The sequence below is a fragment of the Canicola haemoglobinophilus genome (genome assembly GCF_002015075.1).
In the GTDB taxonomy this organism is placed as follows: domain Bacteria; phylum Pseudomonadota; class Gammaproteobacteria; order Enterobacterales; family Pasteurellaceae; genus Canicola; species Canicola haemoglobinophilus.
Genome location: NZ_MUXZ01000011.1, coordinates 44,611 through 64,782, shown reverse-complemented (window position 1 = coordinate 64,782; position 20,172 = coordinate 44,611). Strand labels below are relative to the sequence as shown.

Sequence of the window (20,172 nt, the reverse complement as noted above, 5' to 3'; positions counted from 1 at the left end):
AAGGTTTCGAACAGGTGTGATTGGTAACGGACGCCAGCGTGGCGTCCCTACATCCACTTTGGATTTAGATGCCATAAAATAGTTGATTAAAGCTGATTGGTAACGGACGCCAGCGTGGCGTCCCTATATCCACTTTGGATTTAGATGCCATAAAATAGTTGATTAAAGCTGATTGGTAACGGTCGCCAGTGTGGCGTCCCTACGAATACTTCGGATTTAGATTGATTATTGAAATTAAAAAATGATGATTTTAATTTATCACCGATATCACATATAACCTGATCAGTAGGGACGCCACGCTGGCGTCCGTTCGAAATATTAAGCACAGAGGATCTTATGCAAAAATTAAAAATGCAAAGTGCGGATATAACCGCACAAAATATCGAAAAAATTGCCGCACTTTTCCCAAATTGTGTAACAGAACGTGAACATAACGGCAAATTAGAACAAGCCATTGATTTTGATTTACTCAAACAAGAACTTTCTCGTTCTCGCTGTATTGTGAAGGGCTCACAAGAACGCTATCAACTCAACTGGGTAGGTAAAGCAGACGCAACTGTGCTTGCCAACACACCAATCAACAAAACCCTACGCCCTTGTCGGGAAGAAAGTGTCAATTTTGACAGCACCGAAAATCTCTTTATTGAAGGCGACAACCTCGATGCCCTAAAACTCTTGCAAGAAACCTATTTAGGCAAGGTAAAAATGATTTATATCGATCCGCCTTATAACACTGGTAAGGATTTTGTGTATAAAGACAAATTCGCTATATCGGAGCAGGAATATGCCAAAAAGAGCGGTCAAATTGATGAAGAGGGCAACCGTTTGGTGGTCAATAGCGAAAGTAACGGACGTTTCCATTCCGATTGGCTTTCGATGATGTATAGCCGTTTAAAATTAGCCAGAAATTTATTAACCGATGATGGCGTAATTTTTATTTCCATTGATGATAATGAGCAAGCCAATTTAAAACGAATTTGTGATGAGGTTTTTGGGGAACAAAATTTTGTGGATAATTATGTATGGGAAAGTACATTTAGACCCGATAATTCATCTCCATTGAAACGTTCCAATGCAGAAAATATTTTGTTTTATGCAAAAGCGAAGCAAAATCTTCATAGATTGTATGGAACCATTGAAAAAAGTGAGGGTCTTCCTTCATTAACAAAGAATTCAATGAAAGTTAGCACCCTATGTTTTAAGGCTGGTGTAGTCAAAACTTTTCTTCCTGATGGAATATATTTCGCAGGGGATAAAGGAAATGGCTACATGTTGCATAATGATGTGGAAGTAAAAGATGGAAAGATAATCACAGACTTTATGCTTTCAGGGAAAGTAATATGGGGGCAGGATTACCTTGATAAAGAATTAGAAAATGATACAGAGATTATTATAAAGTCCAAAACATTCGTTTTGTATTCTAAAAAAAGAATACAACTTCTGCACCTAATACGATTATTCCCAAAGATAGAGTAGGCGATGTCCTACAAGGACGTTCAGATATAGTTTCCCTCTTTCAGACTGCAGTATTTTCATATCCTAAGCCTATTAGCTTGGTTCGTTATTTAATAGGGATTCTTAATGCCTCTAACTCCATAATCCTCGATTTCTTCTCTGGCTCTGCCACAACCGCCCATGCCGTTATGCAATTAAATGCAGAAGATGGCGGTAATCGCAAATTTATTATGGTGCAAATTCCTGAAAAAACGGATGAAAAATCAGAGGCACATAAAGCAGGCTATAAAACTATTGCCGAAATCAGCAAAGAACGTATTCGCCGAGCAGGGAAAAAAATTGTACAAGAGTTAGCCTATAATCAAAAACCAACAGAACATTTAGATATTGGCTTTAGGGTATTAAAAATTGATAGTTCTAATATGGCGGATATTTATTACACTCCACAACAACTGCAACAAGGGGATATGTTTAGCCAAGTGGAACATATCAAAGCCGACCGTAGCGAAGAAGATTTATTATTCCAAGTGCTGTTAGATTGGGGCGTGGATTTAACCTTGCCGATTGATAAACAAGTGATTAATGGCAAAAATGTGTTTTTTGTGGATCAAAGTGTTTTAGTGGCGTGTTTTGATAAAGAAATTGATGAAGAATTAATTAAAGCAATTACCCAATATCAGCCATTAAGAGCGGTATTTCGTGATGACGGTTTTATCGACGATGCCACCAAAATTAACGCCGAGCAGTTGTTTAAACAACTTGCGCCACATAGCGAATTGAGAGTGATTTAACAAGCGGTGGAATTTTCCAATGAAATTACAATTTAAAACGCAACAATACCAAACCAATGCCGTCAATGCGGTTGTGGATGTCTTTGCTGGGCAGCCCTATCGTTCCCTAAGAGAATACCGAATGGATATGGGGAATAGTAGCCAAATTAGAATGGGCTATTACGACGGTTTCCGTAATGCTGAAATTATTGATACGGTAAAAGAAGAGCTACTTAAAAATATCCAGAAAGTTCAGGCAAACCAAAATTTACCACTTTCCGATAAAGTGAATACCGAAACGAAAACCATCAATTTAGATATTGAAATGGAAACGGGGACGGGGAAAACTTATTGCTACATCAAAACCATTTTTGAGCTAAATCGCCAATATGGCTGGAGCAAATTTGTGATTGTTGTGCCAAGTGTGGCAATTCGTGAAGGTGTTAAAAAATCTTTTGAAATTACCGCCGAGCATTTTCAGCAAGAATATGGCAAAAAAGCCCGCTCTTTTATCTACAACTCAAGTCAGTTGCACGAGATTGAAAGTTTTTCTTCCAATACAAACATCAATGTGATGATCATCAATATTCAAGCGTTCAATGCTACTGGCAAAGAGAACCGCCGTATTTATGAGGAATTAGATGATTTTCAATCTCGTAAGCCGATTGAGGTATTAAGTGCTAATCGCCCAATTTTGATTTTGGACGAACCGCAAAAAATGGAAGGGAAAAAAACCCTTGAAGCCTTGGCAAAATTTAATCCGTTGATGATTTTGCGTTATTCCGCTACCCATAAAACAGAGCATAACAAAATTCATCGTTTAGATGCGTTAGATGCTTACAACCAAAAACTGGTGAAAAGAATTGCGGTGCGAGGTATTACCATTAATGGCTTAACGGGAACACAGCCTTATCTCTATTTGCAACAAATTCATATTTCGCCAAATGCCGCCCCAACAGCGACAGTAGAGCTAGAATTTAAACTTGCAAGCGGTCAAATTAAGCGAAAAATTTGCAAAATTGGTAAAGGCGAACGTTTAGCGGAGAAAACCGATTTAAGCCAATATGAAGGCTTTACGGTGAGTGAAATTGATGCCAATGCTCTCAGTGTAGCCTTTACTAATGGCACAATCATTCATCAAGGCGAAGCCTTTGGCGATGTGACTGAAGAGCAAATGCGTCGTATTCAAATTCGAGAAACGATTCAAGCGCACTTTGAAAAAGAACGCCAGCTTTTCAGACAGGGCATTAAAGTGCTTTCGTTGTTCTTTATTGATGAAGTGGCGAAATATCGTGATTATTCACAAGAAGATAGCAAAGGCGAATATGCCCGTATTTTTGAGGAAGAATATCAACGTATTTTGGCGGACACCTTAACGGAATTTCATTTTGATCCAAATTACCTTGAGTATTTGCAAGGGATTTCTGCGGAGAAAACCCACAACGGCTATTTTTCCATTGATAAAAAATCAAAACAGTTAGTTAATCCAAACATTAAAGGTCGTGGCGAAGAAGCGGGCTTGTCTGATGATGTGGACGCTTACGATTTAATTTTGAAAGACAAAGAACGATTACTTTCTTTTGAAGAACCAACACGTTTTATTTTCTCTCACTCAGCGTTGCGTGAAGGTTGGGATAATCCGAATGTGTTTGTACTTTGTATGCTCAAACATAGCGACAATACCATTTCTCGCCGTCAGGAAGTGGGACGTGGCTTGCGTTTAGCCGTAAATAAAGCGGGCGAGCGACAAGATAATCCAGCCACTGTTCACGATATTAATGTGCTTACCGTTATCGCTAACGAAAGCTATGCGGATTTCGTGGATGGCTTGCAGAAAGAGATTAGTAGTGGCTTATCTCGCACCACGAAATTGGATAAAGACTTTTTTGCTAAGAAAGTGCTAAAAACAGAAGAAGGCAATGTTGCTATTAGTGAAGAAATGGCGGTTTCTCTTTATCGTTGGTTATTGAAAAATGATTATGTGGACGATAACGATCAACCAACAGCAAAATTGCAAGATGCGATTAAAACAAAAACAGTTGAAAATTTCCCTACGGCATTGACCGCATATCAAGATGCTTTTATTGAGCTATTACAAAGCTCAACAGGAACAGCGGATGGCTACCCTATTGATAATGGTCGTCCACAAGCAAATAAAAGAAATAGCAATTTTGACCGCACTGAATTTAAAAATCTTTGGGAAAAAATCAATCGTAAAGCGGTGTACCAAGTGGATTTTGATAGCGATGAATTAGTTAGACATTGCGTTGATGCACTGAATCGTCACTTAAATATCACAGAATTGAGTTATAGCGTGCGTGAAGGTATTCAGAAACAGCAAATATCTGAACGAGATTTAACAGATAAATCCTCCTTTAAAGTGGAAGAAACAACGAATAGCACTTATAACGCCGATTTACATATCGCCACTAAATACGATTTAGTTGGGCAGATTACAGCGAAAGTTAAATTGACTCGCCGAACGGTTGCAACGATTTTGAGCAAGATTGAACCAGCGATTTTTGCTAAATTTGCCAAAAATCCAGAGCAATTTATTAGCGAAGCATCACGTTTAATTAACGAGCAGAAAGCACAAACCGTAGTTGAGAAACTGAGCTATAACTTGTTAGAAGAGCGTTTTGACAGCAGCATTTTTACCACTGAACAGCCAATTAATGATTTTTCTAAAGTCGTTAAAGATGTGAAAAAACATATTTATGATTATGTGAAAGTGGATTCCGATATTGAGCGTAAATTCGTTGAAGAGCTGGATACGGATAAAGATGTGACGGTTTATACCAAATTACCGGGCGGATTTTTTATTCCAACACCTGTGGGCGACTATAACCCAGACTGGGCAATTTCCTTCAAGGAAGGTTCGGTAAAACATATTTATTTTGTGGCAGAAACCAAAGGCTCACTTTCTTCATTAAATTTAAAAGGCGCTGAATTAAGTAAAATTGAATGTGCTAGAAGATTTTTCCAAGAATTGAGCAATGCTCAACTTAAATATGATGTGGTAACGGATTATCGGAAATTGATAGAGTTAGTAAGGTAGTTTAGAATCTTTATTTTTCTTAATGAAACAGGCTACTCTTTGCAAAAACGCGAGGAGTAGCTTTTTTGATGGAAAAAATCAAGGTTTTACACAGACTTATATTTGTCAAGTTTGAAACAATAAAAAAATAAAAATTTTTTCTTAAAAATCGCTAGACTTAATGTAACATATTGAAATATAAGAAAATGTTATTTTACAATCAATTTTGCGGACGTTGGTAGAAACCCTAGTTTTTATAAGGCTTGAGCGAGATAAATCCTGAATAACTCACAGAGTTATCCACAGGATTTGTGGATAGTAATGAAGATGAAAAAAATTTAATTTATTAAAAAAAATCTTATTGACAAGCATATAGCAGATCATTATTATACGCGCCACTCCTTGTGATACAGAATTATTCCTCCTTAGTTCAGTCGGTAGAACGGCGGACTGTTAATCCGTATGTCGCTGGTTCAAGTCCAGCAGGAGGAGCCATTTTTCTTTTGGTAGGTTTTTATTTGTCTCCTTTTATAAAAACTCAATTTTCCAAAAGGTTTTAAGCCCACATATAGATCTCCTCCTTGGTGGGCTTTTATTTTTTCTCTCCTATTCAAAATCCTAAAAAATTATTTTATACTCCGCACCTTTATATTTCATTTCCACACTTTATTTAGGTTTTATCATGTTATTTCCTGTATTAGCTATTATTTCTGGTTTAGCTATTTTAGTTTGGAGTGCGGATCGTTTTATCGATGGCGCTGCCTCTCTTGCCCGTTCTCTTGGTATGTCCGCTTTATTGATTGGTATCATCATTATTGGCTTTGGTACCTCAGCGCCAGAAATGATTGTGTCTGCTTTCTCAGCTCTAAATGGCAATCCTGGTATTGCGCTAGGGAATGCCTACGGTTCCAATATTAGCAATATCGCTCTCATTTTAGGTATTACTGCATTGGTAAAACCCGTAATAGTGAATTCGCAAGTATTAAAGAAAGAATTGCCAATTTTAACCTTTGTAACCCTGATTTCTGCATACTTAATCTATGATGCTGAAATATCACATTTAGATGCCATTATTTTGCTCGTTATTTTTGCGATTTATATGGCTTGGAGTATTTGGCAAAGTAGATCATCTTCGCAAGATAGCCTTGCTGCTGAAGATATAACAGCAGAGTTAGCAGAGCAAAGCCCTATGTCTGTCAAATTGGCTTTATTTTGGATGATATTAGGGTTGATTTTATTGATGGGCAGTTCTCAATTATTGGTTTGGGGTGCCGTCGAAATTGCGACTCAATTAGGGGTTAGCGACTTAATTATTGGCTTAACGATAGTTGCTGTTGGTACATCATTACCAGAATTAGCAGCATCAATTATGGCCGCGCGCAAAGGCGAAGTGGATCTCGCGGTAGGTAATATTATTGGTTCTAACTTATTTAATACCTTAACTGTCGTTGGTATCGCTGGCGCAATCTCACCAATTCAAGTCAGCAATGAGATCTTCACTCGAGATATGCTAGTGATGGGCGCATTAACCCTATCTTTATTCGTTTTGGGTTATGGCTTCCGTCAAAAAATTGGCTCAATTAATCGCTTTGAAGGTGCATTGTTGTTAACGAGTTATATTGCTTATACTTATTTCTTAATTAGTACCGCACTTTAACTACGATTTAGTTAGGAACAAAAGTAGGGGCGAAATATTTTTCGCCCCTATAAAATCCATAAAATTCTTGTTGCTATCCCCCTGCTGTCGCCCGTGTCCTCACGGGTGACCAAAATTGCCTCAAATTACCACCGCACTTTTGGTAAAAAAACAAAAGCACCAGTGGTGACACTGGAGCTATCGGAAATGACACTGGCGCTAACGTTATATAAGGAAAGAAATTAACTTCCCCCAATTAACAACGCTCCACCTCGTACTGGTAACGTCGTACCATATATCAAGGTCAATGCAAAAAATAGCATAATAGCACCAGCGAACATGCGAACAAAAATTGCCCAATGATCTTTGTTTCTCGCAAAATAAAAATTGCCCAATTGCACCGCACTTTTTCTTGCATATAACACAATTAAGGCAAATCCCGATAACATTAACCCTGTTCCTAAGGACATTGCCAAGGTTGCTAACATCCCCCAGAAGTATAGATCCAACATATAAGCTAAAAACAATACAAATATAGCGCCAGAACAAGGACGCATGCCAATGGTTAAAATAATCAGAAATTGTGATTTTAGGCTTTGAGCCTGTTGTAATTGTTGTTGATTAGGCAAATGTTGATGCCCACAAGAACAATGCTCAGTATGTACATGAATTTCTCTCTGATTTAACACCGCACTTTGTATGCCAATTTTGTTGAATTGCATGGAAATAGGGTTTAGCCGTTTGATTTTCGGTTGCTGAACACTTTTTTTACGGACACTTTTTAGACCTTGCAAAATCCATTGCAAGCCTAAAATAGCCAGTAATAAATAAGCGCCTCGCTCTAACCAAAGTTGGCTTAATTTGAAATAACTTGATGATAAATTTAAGATTGCCACAAGAATTGATGTCAGAGAAATAGCCACAATTCCTTGCATTAAAGAAGACAAAAAGGTCAACTTCATACTCGCTTTTAACTGAGATTGATGCGTAGCTAAATAACTTCCAATCACAAACTTACCGTGCCCAGGACCTAAAGCGTGAAAAATACCATAAATAAAACTCATCACAATTAATCCAACACCTGAGTGAATTGGCGCTTGTTTTATTTGGTGCAAATAGCCTGAAATTAATTGGTTAAACTCTCTTTGCCAAATGAGCACTTGTGAAAATAAATAAGGAAATAAATAAATGCTGCTGAAAGATAAAAATAAAAACAGCAATATGAGTTTATAGTTGGTTTTTATTGACATTGAATTACCACTTTTTGTGCAAAAATAACGCCGAGTGAACTATCTTCACCACGCTGATTACGATCTAAAGAGGCGGCGTATTCCTGTAATTTTTGATCCACTTGGGGTTCGACAATATTTCCTTTGCAATGTTGCGGAAGTTTTGAAAAATCTACCGCACTTTCCTCTTTATTGTCTTTATCGTAATACATAGAAACATAATAAGTGGGATCATAAGTGGATAACTCAAATTTGTTATTAGATAAATTCTGTGGTTTAGTTAGAAAAAAATCAAAATAATACAAAACTTGAGCACCATTAGACTTTAGTCCATAGTTTTTTGGTTGCGCAGAATATTTTATCTTGTCGCCTTTCTTATCAAAGAAATAGCTAAAGTAATGCTCATTGACAACATTTTGGATCATATCATCAATGAATTTCTGCAATTCTTTTTCATTATCTTTCACAAAAGCCAGATCATATAAAACAGCTGCAGAGCTCGCCTCATCTAGAATCCATTGCATTGAAAAACCTGTTAATTTTTGCTCTTCAATTATTGGTTTTGTGCGCATTTCAATAAACGCATGGGGATGAGCTAAGCTATATATAGGTAGAAGGCTGAAGATAATACTAAGTAGGCGAATCAATTTTTGCATAGATTTCCAGAGATGAGATTACATTAGCGATATGCTATCACAATATATTCCTTATGTTCAGTTCTTCTGGAAAAATCATATGCTCTATTTGAATACAACATTAAGACAAAAAGACATAAAAATATGATTTATATCAATAAAATACTAAATGCCGGTTGGTTTGAAGGCTAAAATTATGTAGTATAACCGCCGTCAAGTGATAGCTTGATATTCATAAAGTTCCTAATAAATAAAATAATCATAAAATAAATAGCTAAACTACTTTCCTACCTCCCTTTTGGGAGGTTTTTTTGCTTAAAAATCAATAAAATAGAATAATTTTTTATTTATGATTTTATATCTGTGGCGATTTTGTGGCGATTTGATTTTTGATTTCATAAACCTGAAAGGAATAAGTGAAATATATTTCACTCATTAGAGCCACGTAAAATCATTTATTTCTTATATATTTCAGTTAGTTATTAAATTTTTTCTTTAATTTTAGATCTTCTTTAAGTGAAAAAAACTGAAATTAACTGAAATCTTTTCAGTTAAGATCTAATTGTCTTTATTTTAAGATCTCTTTTACTTACTGACTTCTAATAAGTTTCCCCTCTGAAAATTAACTGAAAAAATGGGAATTTTTAACGAAAATTTCGAAGGGTAGGAAGTGGATTTTACGTGCCTTCGCCGTTGCCGTGAAAATTTTCCGTGAGTTCCTACGCATTGCACCGCGCGTAGCTAACTCTTTATTATTAAAAGAAATCTCGCGCGCAAAAGAAAAACCACGTCAATGCGTGGCTTTTGGTGCTTATAATCGTTCTTTATTCAATTATCGGGCTTAACTTAGCTTTTTCTGCTTTTGCTCTGCTGTTCTGTTGTGAGAATTGCCCGCCCTGGTCTGGCGGGGGTGATCCGTTGTGTGTGTGACTGCTTGCAGTGTCTGCAATATCAGCAACAATCTGTATCAGTTCTTCCAGTATTTTAAAAATATTTTGCCCGCCTGTTCCCATGTAGCTAAGTGGCGCGACTAGTTTGTTTTTAGTATCTGATACTCGCAACGCAATGCCCGCGATCCGCTCTTGCAACGTTCCGCCAACACCCGCGCTTTTATTGCTTGCTATTGTTTCGTCATAGTTTCCCACAACGCTCACGCTTTTATTGCCGCCGATCATCTCGTCCGCGTCTGCATCGATTGTCTTTTCTGATGTACCTATCGATTTAGTTTCTTGATCGCACTCAATAACCCGCGTGAATGATTTATCTTTGATTTGTTGATCAGTTTCCCGCGTTTTATTGCCCGCCGCGTCCGTTCTTTCGTAAACTTCAGGGCGCTGTTGTTTTAACTGTTCGCCAGGTTCAACACTTGGAATCGTCTTATCTTGTGCTAACATTGTTCGCACGAATGGCTTATCAGAACGCCCGTAAGCAAAGCCCACTTCTACCACCGTGCCAACTTCGGGAAAAGCAAAATCGCCGCCCTGTGAGCCTGTACTCGTCACCGGCAACGGCACCGCGGGATAGACCGGCACGGTCTGATCAACTTCGCCGTGTTCGTCCAACAATTGTAATTCTACTGCGTATTTTGGACGGAATGGATCAGAAATATCACCCGCACCCGACGGATCAGCCACGCCTACAACTTTCGCATAGCGCGGCAAATGATAACCGCCCGCAAGCTCTGGGAATGTTTTTTCAATTTGCCGACGCTCTGGGCTTTTCTGTACTGGCTTGCCTTCTTTGTCTAAATTTTCCCAGGACAACACATAATCATCGCCTTTTAACTGCACCGTTTTTATTTTGTTACCGTTAATCAGTGCACCCGGTCGAATAGCAGCCGCGATAGGAATCGTCATATCATTACTTCCGCTTGATAAAGTCACGCTTTCATCTATGCGCACATCACGCCCAAACCAGCGCGAATCATCGTGCGAACCGACGAAAAGTGAACCGTCCGCCGCTTGTTGCCACATATAATTCTGAATCTGATATTGTCGCCCGATATTGTTTAAAAGCTGATAACCGCTGCCAGTATGAGTGAAAAGCGGTATCGGCGTGTCTGCATAACTCGCCGCCGGCACTTTAACATTGATCCCCGTCGCGCTTGTAATCCACGCGCAAAGGTCCCTTAACGTGATATGACGATGCGAACAATTAAGCGGTCTTTCAAAAATCGCCACTTTCTCGCGCACAAATAACTTTTTATAGCCATTTTCGGCTAATTGCTCACGCTCGACGAATCCATCAAACCATTTATAAAAATTGTCATACTCGCCGACGAAAATCACCGCACTTTTACCTTCACAAGGCTTATCCGTGCGAACTGTCACGAACCCGCGCCCCGTGTTGTTTAACTCTAAAATAAGATCCTCTTGCGCAAGCTCTAATTCTTCGCCGTCGATCTCTACTGTTTTAATAACTTTCATTATCCCCCCAACGCGTCATCAATCCATTTCCAAATTGATTTATCTTCCGCCTGCGGTTTTTCTTCAGCTTTCGGCGCACTTGTTGTCGGTTTCGACGGTTCAGCCACTGGCGCGCTTTCTGCTTGCGTCTTCGCTTTCGGTTTCGGCTTGCGCTGTTCTTTTTTCTCTGCAATTGAATTCACTTCGCGCAAGGTAAAGGATACTTGCCACGCCAAGCGCCCGCCCATTTCTGTTGCGCTTACTTGTCCAGTGAATTGCACTTCTCGCATATTGATTGCCTCTGCGATCAAGCACGAAACGCGATACTTCACTTGCTCGCCTTTCTCATTCTCTGCCTCTGCTAAATTAAACAGGCTAGTGAGCCATTCTTTGCGATCATAAGGAATCACGCCGCTCACGTTTAATTCTTTCGCTTTTACGCCCTTATCTGTTTTTTTCGTGCTAGATTTCTGCCCACTCATATCTTTATCATCGCGTTTTACGCTCGCGTTTATATTAATATCGTGTAAATAAATCGGCTTACCGTCTAACGCTAACTGCACGCTAGGATTGCGCTTAATCGTTGCCATTTAACATTCCCTTAATTGTTGAAAGATCCGCACCGATAAACATCACGCAAGCTGTGAATACATTGCTTGCCGGCGGGATATTTAATTTTATTTGCGCGTCTGCTGATTCTAAAAAATCCGATGCAATAAACGCATCAACTAAAACGCTTGTTTCTAACATTTCCGCCACGCGTCGCGCGTTCTGTTGTTCTTTTTCACGTTTTGCCGCTAAAAGTGCGGTTAATTTTGCTTGTGGATCGCCCGCACTTGCCGCTTTCGCTGCGCTCATTGCATTGCGTAAAATTGACTGCATTTCACGATTTGCTCCTGGCGTAATATCTGCCGATTTCGCGAACGCGGGGCTTTGAATTGTCGGCGTCTTAATCATCTTCGTTTCTTGCAAGTCTTTACTTGCTTTCGCATAATCTAACGCTTGCTTAAAAGCCGGTTCTGGCATTAAAACGCTCACTTTCTCAAGTCTATTAATAAAATCTTGAATATCATTGCTTGTTATCATCACCGCGATCACATCTTGACGCCCGCGCGGGCGGTTTGGATCAGCATAATCAACCAATTTCACCGAAAGCGCCTTCACTGCGTTTTCTGGCGATAAATATCGGTTTGATTTCTCTTTTATGCCGTGCGTCCAGTTATGCACCCCAATTTTCACACCTTGCGCCGATAACGAAAAAGGGGAAATAATCCCCCTTTGTGCTTGCTCAAGTGTGTTTTTCGCTTGTGGGGATAATTTTAATTCCTGCTTTTTCCACATAAAACACCCTTATTTTTTAGTCAATCGCTTGAAATACGCTTGGATATTGCTTGCGATTTACTTCGCTTTCATAAGCGGTTTTGCAATGATTTTTATCAAAAAACAAACCATTGACAAAATGAAACCAAAATCGCCAGCGTTTTTTAGGCTGTTTGGCTAAAACTGCGCCACGGTAGCAACGGCTTGAAAAAGTTTCATCTGCGGCACCGCCAGCGACTGCATTTAAAAATTGGTCAAGTCCCACAAAAACATGGTAAAAATAATTTTTTAATTTCTCCATTATTTACCCTCCTCATAAATTTCCGCCCAACCGCTTGAATAATCATATTCCAGCGGATTTTCTACGCTCATCATCGCCATTCTGTGCTTTTCTGCGTTGATATGGTCGGCATTTTCCGTCACGACCATCTGCAAAAAGATTTCATCAAGCAAAGTGCGGTTCATTTTAATGAAAGAATTATCCGCACATTTCCAGTCGATTTCTTTTAATTTATCGATAACTTTATCTAAACCAAGGTATTTTGTTTTCTCTTCCTCGCCTGTCTGAAACCATTTTCCGACCCGTGCGATATAAACCCCGCCTAAGCCATTTTCATAGCGTTTTTGTTTTATTAGTTCCCAAACTTGCGCCTGTTGGTCGGTTTTAATTTGATTTTGCTTTGCATCATCTAAAATCCATTTGCTACCGTCCCAAATATGCAATTCTGAAGGCTGTTTATCGACTAAAATATACTGAGATTGATACTTTATAAGCTGTTTGTTATTAAGCTCATTTTCGTTTTCAAGCTCAATTGCAACAAAATTATCTAAGTTTTCTGGCATTGGGAAAATTTGATACTGATTTAGGTCTGCTTTTAAAAAATAAACGTACATATACCCCCCTTAAATTGCACTAATTTGTTTTAAGTACATACCACCAGATTCCCTTAGTCTAAGTGATGTATCGTCAAGGCATTCGAGTTCAATCGTACACCAACTTGACCCATTATATACCCCTGTACTAATCCCTTTATACTTTCCGCTAGGTCCCGTATTAATAAGATTCTCATCCACAAATACAGATGCTACACATACCCTTTGCGTGTCAGTAAGGGTATGTAAGGATGACACCTGTAAAAATAAGATAAGATGTTTATTAAGCATAGATTCCGATAGTGTAATTCTGCTTTCTATTCCAGCTGTTAAATTCCCTCGCCAAATCACTTTTGCTTTACTGTTTTTTTTCAACCCCTCAAGCTGTTGAAGTTTTGCATCATGCTGTTGGAGTTTTGTATCATGCTGTTGGAGTTTTGTATCATACTGTTGGAATTGTGTATCATGTCGCTCGGTGCTTGCTCTTATGTCTTGGATATCTTGTGCCAAATGAGCGGCATTCATTTGACCTTCGTTTTCAACACTGCCGAATGCCTTAATCCAAAAACGCACATCATCAAAACTATTTTTTGCCTTGATGCAAAGCTTAAACGCAATAGCTTTGGGGCGAGTTTCAGCGCCACCTGTAGCATATTTTGAGGTATTAGTCGGCTTTATCCAACCATTGTCATCTAACGTCCCATCACCCCATGAATCTACCGTTGATCTATCTGTTTGTGGCTCAAATTCAAACCCCTCTCCATACAGTGCAGTGTTTTCATCATGTCTGCCATAATAGGAAATGAGTTTATGCGTATGCGCTTTAATCTCATCATTTTGCTTCTGCCCAACCGCTAAACTGCCATGCGCACTGCGAATAAATCTATCCTCAGCCAACGGGACATTATTGATTGAACCATATTTCGCCACTAAATGCTGATAAAGCTCTGGATAATTTTGTTGTGTGACCGTGGTGCGAATGCTATCAAAGTCAATCCAACCATCAGGGATATTATCCGTTGGAAAATACGCCAACATTCCCACATCTGACCGCTTGATATTAGACACTTTGTTTTTATTGCCTAAAGCCCGATATAAATCGGGATAGGTTTGTGGATTAAATGTTAAATCCTCTACTAACAAAAATCCTTGTGGATTAGTTACCTCTTTAGGGAATGCTACAATAGCCCCAATAGGTATGCCATCACCGCCTGTATCTTTCCAAGAGGTCCAACTTGAGCCATTAAAAAAGCGGGTTTTGATTTTTGTGTCATTGGCTTTACGTGCGATTTGTCGCACGGCATTAGCCTGTCCACCGCTTACCACTTCAATATGCCAAGCATTGCTATCTGGCAAATTTTGACCGTTAGCAAAATAATAGTTGCCGTCCGTTTTATAGTCATTGGCATTACCTGTACTTTGTTCGATTTTAAAATTAGCAATGCCGTAGCCAGCTAATGTATCTGCTGGGGATTGTTTGCTTTCAGCGAGTTCTTTAACCTCTTTGACCACCTTCGTTGTTGCTGCCATTTCTTCGCTGTCGCTGTCGGTGCCTGAATACAACTGCACAAGCCCTTTTTCGATTAGGCTTGCAAGTGGCAATTTGTGGGTGTGTCCTGTTTTGTCGCGCATGCTTTCTGTTGTATCGTCTAAGTCTTTCGGTGTAATACCGAACCACTGCGATAATAAACGGCGATCTGTTACCGCCCCCGCGCTGTCAATATCTGCAATGATTTGCACGTAGTGCTGTCTATTTGCGGAGTCTAAATAGTCGCTTTTCGATTGTTTTAAAAACTTGATTTCTGTTTCGTATGCGCCTGTTACTGTGCAATGGTGAACAACGTCTAAATAAATTGAGCAAGGTAGCGATGCAGCCTGAATTGTCTGCGCTTGTTTAATCTCTGCGCGCACGCCCTCAACGTACGCATGCCCCGCATCAATTGTGTAGTGAGTCCCCGCACCACGTTTCACTAAAAACGCGTCATCGAAAAACACCGCGCGACCGTAAAGATCGCGATTTGTTAAACGGATTTTTTCATCAATCCCGTGCAAGCGCACTGTAAAATCGATTTGCCAAGTATCAGCACTTACATTAATTTGCGTGAGTTTTTTGGCGCCAGCAAACTCTAATAAAACGTTGCGCGTTAAGCTGTTGCCTTGAACGTTGTTTTTGTTGCGCGTTTTCTTGATTGTGTCTGCTTGCACCGCCACGGCTAACTTATTTGTGCGCTTGTTAATCAGCCCGATCCAGTTAAAATCAAAGTCGCCGATCTCCGTCCCAAGCGTTACAGAATACACCACCGCATTTTCATTAATCACGCCCGCTTTACTCACCTCTTGACGATGTTTAATAAGGTTTTCGCTCGGTATTGTTAAATACTGTGCTAGATTGTCTGCGGTCAAATTCGGAATCATTGCAAAAATAAACTCGTCGTATTGAATCACGCCGCCGTTTATTGTTTTTTCTGCGATCTCGCGCTCAAAATCTTGTGTGACTAAAGTCGCCATTTTTTCACCTTTTTATTAATTTATTTTTATGTAGTGACATTCATAATCGTGATCAAACTCGCCGTGCTGTATTGTGACTTCTGTTTTTGAAATCACTTCAAAGGTATAGCGGCGGCAAGTGCGCCCGTATTTTCGAATAATTAAATTTAAAAGCTCGTGATTTTTCGCCAGTTGTGAATCACTTAAATGAATTTTGATAACGTCCCAGTTTTCAACGTCGAATCGCTCCGTTATTTCCACATAACCAATTCCCAAGCGTTCAAAAATACGAATAAATCCGGCTTTGCTGCCGGCGTCTTTTGCGTTTAAAAACGCATATTTCACACGCTTTCTAAATAGCTCGATCGGCTCACCGTCGAACCGCTCAACGTCGCGCTGATACGCGATTAAATTAAGTATTTTCTCGCCACACGTTTCTTCATCTAAAATATTAAAAGGAAATTTCACCGCGCTTAACACATACGCCCACCACTTTTCAAAAAGTAGCGCGATTTTGTTTAATTCGCCTTTATCCATCCAAAACGGTAATTTTATTTTTATCATTTTGTCACCGTCACTGTTAAAGACTGAATGCGCGGGATCGTTAGCTCGCTTTTAATATCTTGCTGACCCCAAACAAGTGAATCAATTTCACTGTGTTTTGCGTGAATTTCTTCCCCCAATTTCGACCAACTGAAACGCGAAAATGGGTAAGTTTTCGTGACTTGATAATTGCGATTTTCACGAAAGGCACAACGGACCATATTTTCAACATCTTGCTTTATTTCGCCTTTTCTCACTTCGCCGATCGCAATGCGCGGATCAAAATAAATCGTGCATGTGATATTGTGTTGTGTTTCCGGCATGGCATAACAGATCAGGTCGTCGCCGTGTCCGTGATTGCCTTCTGTTTGTACATAATTATTCACAACGTCAATAAACGGCTGACTTGTCACGCCAGTATCCAACAACAAATATGCGTTCGCTGTACCTGGACCACGCGGCGCATCATGCTTAAAATAAATACGGTCAACTGATAAGCCCGCCACTTTTGCAATCATTCCACGATAGACGCTATCAATATGATGCTGTCCCACGCTTGCGAACTGCGTGCGATAACGTTCGCGCAATTCGTCGTTCGTTTCTCTGTCCGCACCCGGCTTTGTTAGCCAATCGTCTAAGTTTTCCACTTTCACAACACCAGGGATATTTTCCGCTAAAATACGATAGTAGCCCGTCGCCAAGTTGTAAGCCGTCCCCGCGTGCTCTGCCACAACTGGCACAGGCGCGGTTAACGTCCCGCTCGGGATAATCGTGTTTTCAGTCACAATCAATTTAAAAATCACGTCGTTAATACGCTCCGTTTGCACGACTGTTCCCGCTTTGATTGTTAAGTCTGTCAAGTCGCTTTCTTTTGTGAAATGCACCACGCCTTGCGCCTTTGTTGCGTCTTTAAAATCAAGCCCCACTTGCCATGCTTGGAGCTGGAGCCACTTATCGCGGGCGGTTTTAACAAATAAATTCGGCAAAATCTCAATAATTAAATGATCTGTAAGCCACTGCACTGGCTTGACCGCAATCGCGGTAATTAAGCGCCAAAATGGCGACATTCTCGACGTATTTGTGATTAAACCCGCCTCGTTCGTAATTCTCTCAAACTCTTGGCGGATCTGCGTTTCTTCCGTCGGCAAGCCGTTTTCTTCTAACATTTGCTTAAAATCACTCATTTAATACGATCCCCAAATTCTCAATTTTTCCAAATTCATAAGTTTCAGCCGTCAACCGTAAACGCCCTTGATCTTCTTCCTCTATAAAAATCGTTCCTGGCACTAGCCGTCGGTCTTCTTCAACAATTAAAATCATCTGCAAAATAATATCGCGGCGCAAAATTCGGCTGCGTTCTGCGATTAAAAGCGTCGCAAGCCCGCTTTCAATTAGCGCGTGTTTAATATCTTGCGCGATAGAAATGCGGTTATCGCAAATAACGGGCTGATTACCGCTATCTAGCGTTAAATCTTCACCTGTGATTAATAAATCAAAATACAGTTTTTTAGTCATTTATCACCCCGCGTTTAACTGCTCACGGTCGCGCATCCACTGCTCGAACTTTCTCGGGTCGTCTGCTTTCACAACGACACCGCCGTGAATATTGACTGAACGATTAATATTTTGATTTGTTGTTAATTTACTGCTTACCGAACCGCCCGCGATCTGCGTGCGTTGCGGTTGTGTGCTTGAACCTAGCGCGAATACTTGCCCGCCTTGCTGTTGTGGGCTACCCGCAGCGTTAATTGTTTGCCCCGCGATTTGCGTCGCAAGTGTGGCTGTTTGTGAAAAATCGGCTAATTGTGTCGGTTTTTCGCTCACTGTTGGGATCAGTGGAATTTCTAAGCCTAACTTGCTGCCAAGCTTGTTTGCTTTGGTGATCACCCAGTTCAATGTATCGATAAACATATTTTTAAGACCATTGAATATTTCGCTAAAAATATTCGTTATTCCGCTTGTTAACGCTTTAAAAATCTGTTCCGGGTCGCTTTCTTGCCAACCTTTGATCACACCGTCCCACATCTCAATAATAAAATCCGCCACGTTTGCGAACATATCCGCCATTTTTGTGATATTCGTCACGATTAATTCAATGACTTCAACAACTAATTCAAGCGACCGCCCAACAAAAACCCCGACTTTTTCCCCTGCAGTTGTGAACATATCGACCGAATCTGTCGCACCGCCGAACAAGCTGAATAATTGGGAAATTGTTCCCCATAATCTCTTCAAACTGTCCCACAATTTACCGAACGCCCGCGAAATTGGCTCAAATGATAATCCGACGGATTTAAATCCCTTTATAAAGCCATCAATATATGCCATGAGCTGCTTTCTAAACGTATAAATCACAGTGCCAATACCAACAATTAACGCCATTACCGCCCCAATAGGACTAAATAGAACACTAAAAGCGACACCAATCGCAGAGATAACCCCACTCATTAGTGTTAACCCCGCAGTTAATCCGGTAAATCCAATTAAAGCGCCCACAACATAACCAATCCAGCGCGCGATATTCTTATAAGTCGAAAGCCATTTCACAAATGCCGTTCCCATATCTGCTATTTTGCTTGCGATAGGCTCAATTACGCGCAATACTTCTGCACCAATAGCTGACTTGATATTATTTAAGGTTTGTGAAAATCTAGCCCAGGGATCAGTCATCGCTTGCGCCATTTTTTCCAAGTCGTCCATTCCTTTAACATTTGATAATTCTTGAATAGACCCTTTTAGATTATTGACCTTCGGTAAAAGCAATTTAATCAATGCTACCGCCTCGTCACTACCGAATGCTTTTTTTAGCGCATCAGATTCTGCAAGCTCTAGCGTGTCGCCGAATTTCCCTTTGATTTTGTTCAATATGCTGACCATATCTAGCATATTGCCGTTTGAATCTGTGAATTGTAGATTTAACGCTTTCTGCGCGTTACCAACGCCCGCCAAAAACGCTTTATATTTTGTTCCCGCCTCGCTGCCGCTCATTGTTGCTTGTAATGAACCCAGTACCGCGAATTGCTCCGCAACGTCAATGTGCGCGGATTTCGCCGCCGCACCTACCGCGGTAAAAGCTGAACTCATACCATCGCCCGAGGTTTTAAACATTTTCACCGCAAGCGCCGTTTTCCCCGCAATTTCTTGCACCCAGTTGGCGTTACCCAGTGCTTTTGCGTCTTCTTCAAAAATGCCGTACATCGTCCCCATATAGTTTGTAATTGTTGCTGCGCTGGCTTTTGTGCCTTTCGCTAATAAGTTCGATGCTTTTGTGAATTCGGCTAATTCATCGCCTTGAAGACCCGCGATCGCGGACTGTATATCATAAGAAGAGCGGACGAAATCCGTCGCGGATTCGCCGTATTGTGACGAAAACTCCAACGCCGTGTCTGTGAGTTTTCTAAGTGATTCTTCCGCAACTGATAATGACCGCACTTCACCAATCGCGCGGTTCATCTCAATTGCGGGGGCAATTGCGGCTTGTAATGCAACACCCGCCGCGACAATACCACCGACGCCCGCGCCGATCTTTATCATCGCGTCTTTGCCGCGGTCGCCTATATCATCAATTGATTTCATTACACCTTTAAGGGGTGCACTCACTTGATCGACAAGGCTAATTACATACTCCAAGCCCTTAACTGCCATTTTTGAACTTTCCTAAAAACATTTCGCGATACCGCTTGCGACTGCGTTCGCCATATTCTCAAAATATTGCTTGTTCAGCCAAAGCGCCCGCGCTAAATTTTGTTCGTTGTTGTCTTCGTGCGGTAAGTAGTGCATAC

15 protein-coding genes, 1 tRNA gene and 1 pseudogene are annotated in these 20,172 nt (G+C 40.4%); 4 read left to right on the top strand and 13 right to left on the bottom strand.

Annotated elements, in window-relative coordinates; genetic code table 11:
• Window positions 1-336 precede the first annotated feature (336 nt).
• The 4 genes and pseudogenes from B0186_RS12215 (at window position 337) to B0186_RS04995 (ending at window position 6,919) form a co-directional block, all read left to right on the top strand.
• A pseudogene (locus B0186_RS12215) lies at window positions 337-2,246 on the top strand (site-specific DNA-methyltransferase).
• Between the two features lie 19 nt (window positions 2,247-2,265).
• A complete protein-coding gene (locus B0186_RS05005; RefSeq protein WP_078218296.1) occupies window positions 2,266-5,283 on the top strand; it encodes a type III restriction-modification system endonuclease in 3,018 nt (1,005 codons plus the stop codon).
• Window positions 5,284-5,681: 398 nt separating this feature from the next.
• Window positions 5,682-5,757 (top strand) — tRNA-Asn (locus B0186_RS05000).
• A gap of 187 nt (window positions 5,758-5,944) precedes the next feature.
• Complete coding sequence (locus tag B0186_RS04995) at window positions 5,945-6,919, top strand: calcium/sodium antiporter (RefSeq protein WP_078218295.1); 975 nt, start codon at window positions 5,945-5,947, stop codon at window positions 6,917-6,919.
• Window positions 6,920-7,140: 221 nt separating this feature from the next.
• Here the strand turns inward: B0186_RS04995 and zevB are convergent, their stop codons facing one another.
• From zevB to B0186_RS12210, 13 genes are all read right to left on the bottom strand, one after another.
• Window positions 7,141-8,148, bottom strand: coding sequence for a zinc transporter permease subunit ZevB (gene zevB, locus B0186_RS04990; protein ID WP_078218294.1), 1,008 nt, complete (start codon window positions 8,146-8,148; stop codon window positions 7,141-7,143).
• Window positions 8,139-8,783 (bottom strand): DUF1007 family protein, encoded by a 645-nt coding sequence (locus tag B0186_RS04985; protein WP_078218293.1) that lies wholly within the window; start codon window positions 8,781-8,783, stop codon window positions 8,139-8,141. Before B0186_RS04985 ends, zevB begins: the two co-directional genes overlap by 10 nt.
• An 803-nt stretch (window positions 8,784-9,586) precedes the next feature.
• Window positions 9,587-11,188 (bottom strand): hypothetical protein, encoded by a 1,602-nt coding sequence (locus tag B0186_RS04980; RefSeq protein ID WP_078218292.1) that lies wholly within the window; start codon window positions 11,186-11,188, stop codon window positions 9,587-9,589.
• Window positions 11,188-11,757: a baseplate complex protein gene (locus B0186_RS04975; protein WP_078218291.1), complete on the bottom strand. Its 570-nt coding sequence runs from the start codon at window positions 11,755-11,757 to the stop codon at window positions 11,188-11,190. The genes B0186_RS04980 and B0186_RS04975 overlap by 1 nt, the downstream gene beginning before the upstream one ends.
• Window positions 11,744-12,508, bottom strand: a complete 765-nt coding sequence (locus B0186_RS04970; protein ID WP_078218290.1) for a hypothetical protein — start codon at window positions 12,506-12,508, stop codon at window positions 11,744-11,746. Before B0186_RS04970 ends, B0186_RS04975 begins: the two co-directional genes overlap by 14 nt.
• A gap of 16 nt (window positions 12,509-12,524) precedes the next feature.
• Window positions 12,525-12,788, bottom strand: a complete 264-nt coding sequence (locus tag B0186_RS04965; protein ID WP_078218289.1) for a hypothetical protein — start codon at window positions 12,786-12,788, stop codon at window positions 12,525-12,527.
• Window positions 12,788-13,381, bottom strand: a complete 594-nt coding sequence (locus tag B0186_RS04960) for a DUF4376 domain-containing protein (RefSeq protein WP_078218288.1) — start codon at window positions 13,379-13,381, stop codon at window positions 12,788-12,790. Before B0186_RS04960 ends, B0186_RS04965 begins: the two co-directional genes overlap by 1 nt.
• Before the next feature lie 9 nt (window positions 13,382-13,390).
• Entirely contained in the window at window positions 13,391-15,868 is a 2,478-nt protein-coding gene (locus B0186_RS04955) for a phage tail-collar fiber domain-containing protein (RefSeq protein ID WP_078218287.1), read from the bottom strand.
• A 15-nt stretch (window positions 15,869-15,883) separates the two neighbouring features.
• Entirely contained in the window at window positions 15,884-16,408 is a 525-nt protein-coding gene (locus B0186_RS04950) for a phage tail protein (RefSeq protein ID WP_078218297.1), read from the bottom strand.
• Window positions 16,408-17,574, bottom strand: coding sequence for a baseplate J/gp47 family protein (locus tag B0186_RS04945; protein ID WP_078218286.1), 1,167 nt, complete (start codon window positions 17,572-17,574; stop codon window positions 16,408-16,410). The genes B0186_RS04950 and B0186_RS04945 overlap by 1 nt, the downstream gene beginning before the upstream one ends.
• Window positions 17,567-17,905 (bottom strand): DUF2590 family protein, encoded by a 339-nt coding sequence (locus tag B0186_RS04940; RefSeq protein WP_078218285.1) that lies wholly within the window; start codon window positions 17,903-17,905, stop codon window positions 17,567-17,569. Before B0186_RS04940 ends, B0186_RS04945 begins: the two co-directional genes overlap by 8 nt.
• 3 nt (window positions 17,906-17,908) lie before the next feature.
• Window positions 17,909-20,035, bottom strand: a complete 2,127-nt coding sequence (locus B0186_RS04935; RefSeq protein ID WP_078218284.1) for a phage tail tape measure protein — start codon at window positions 20,033-20,035, stop codon at window positions 17,909-17,911.
• Between the two features lie 12 nt (window positions 20,036-20,047).
• Window positions 20,048-20,170, bottom strand: a complete 123-nt coding sequence (locus B0186_RS12210; protein WP_407919724.1) for a DUF6890 family protein — start codon at window positions 20,168-20,170, stop codon at window positions 20,048-20,050.
• Between the last annotated feature and the right edge of the window lie 2 nt (window positions 20,171-20,172).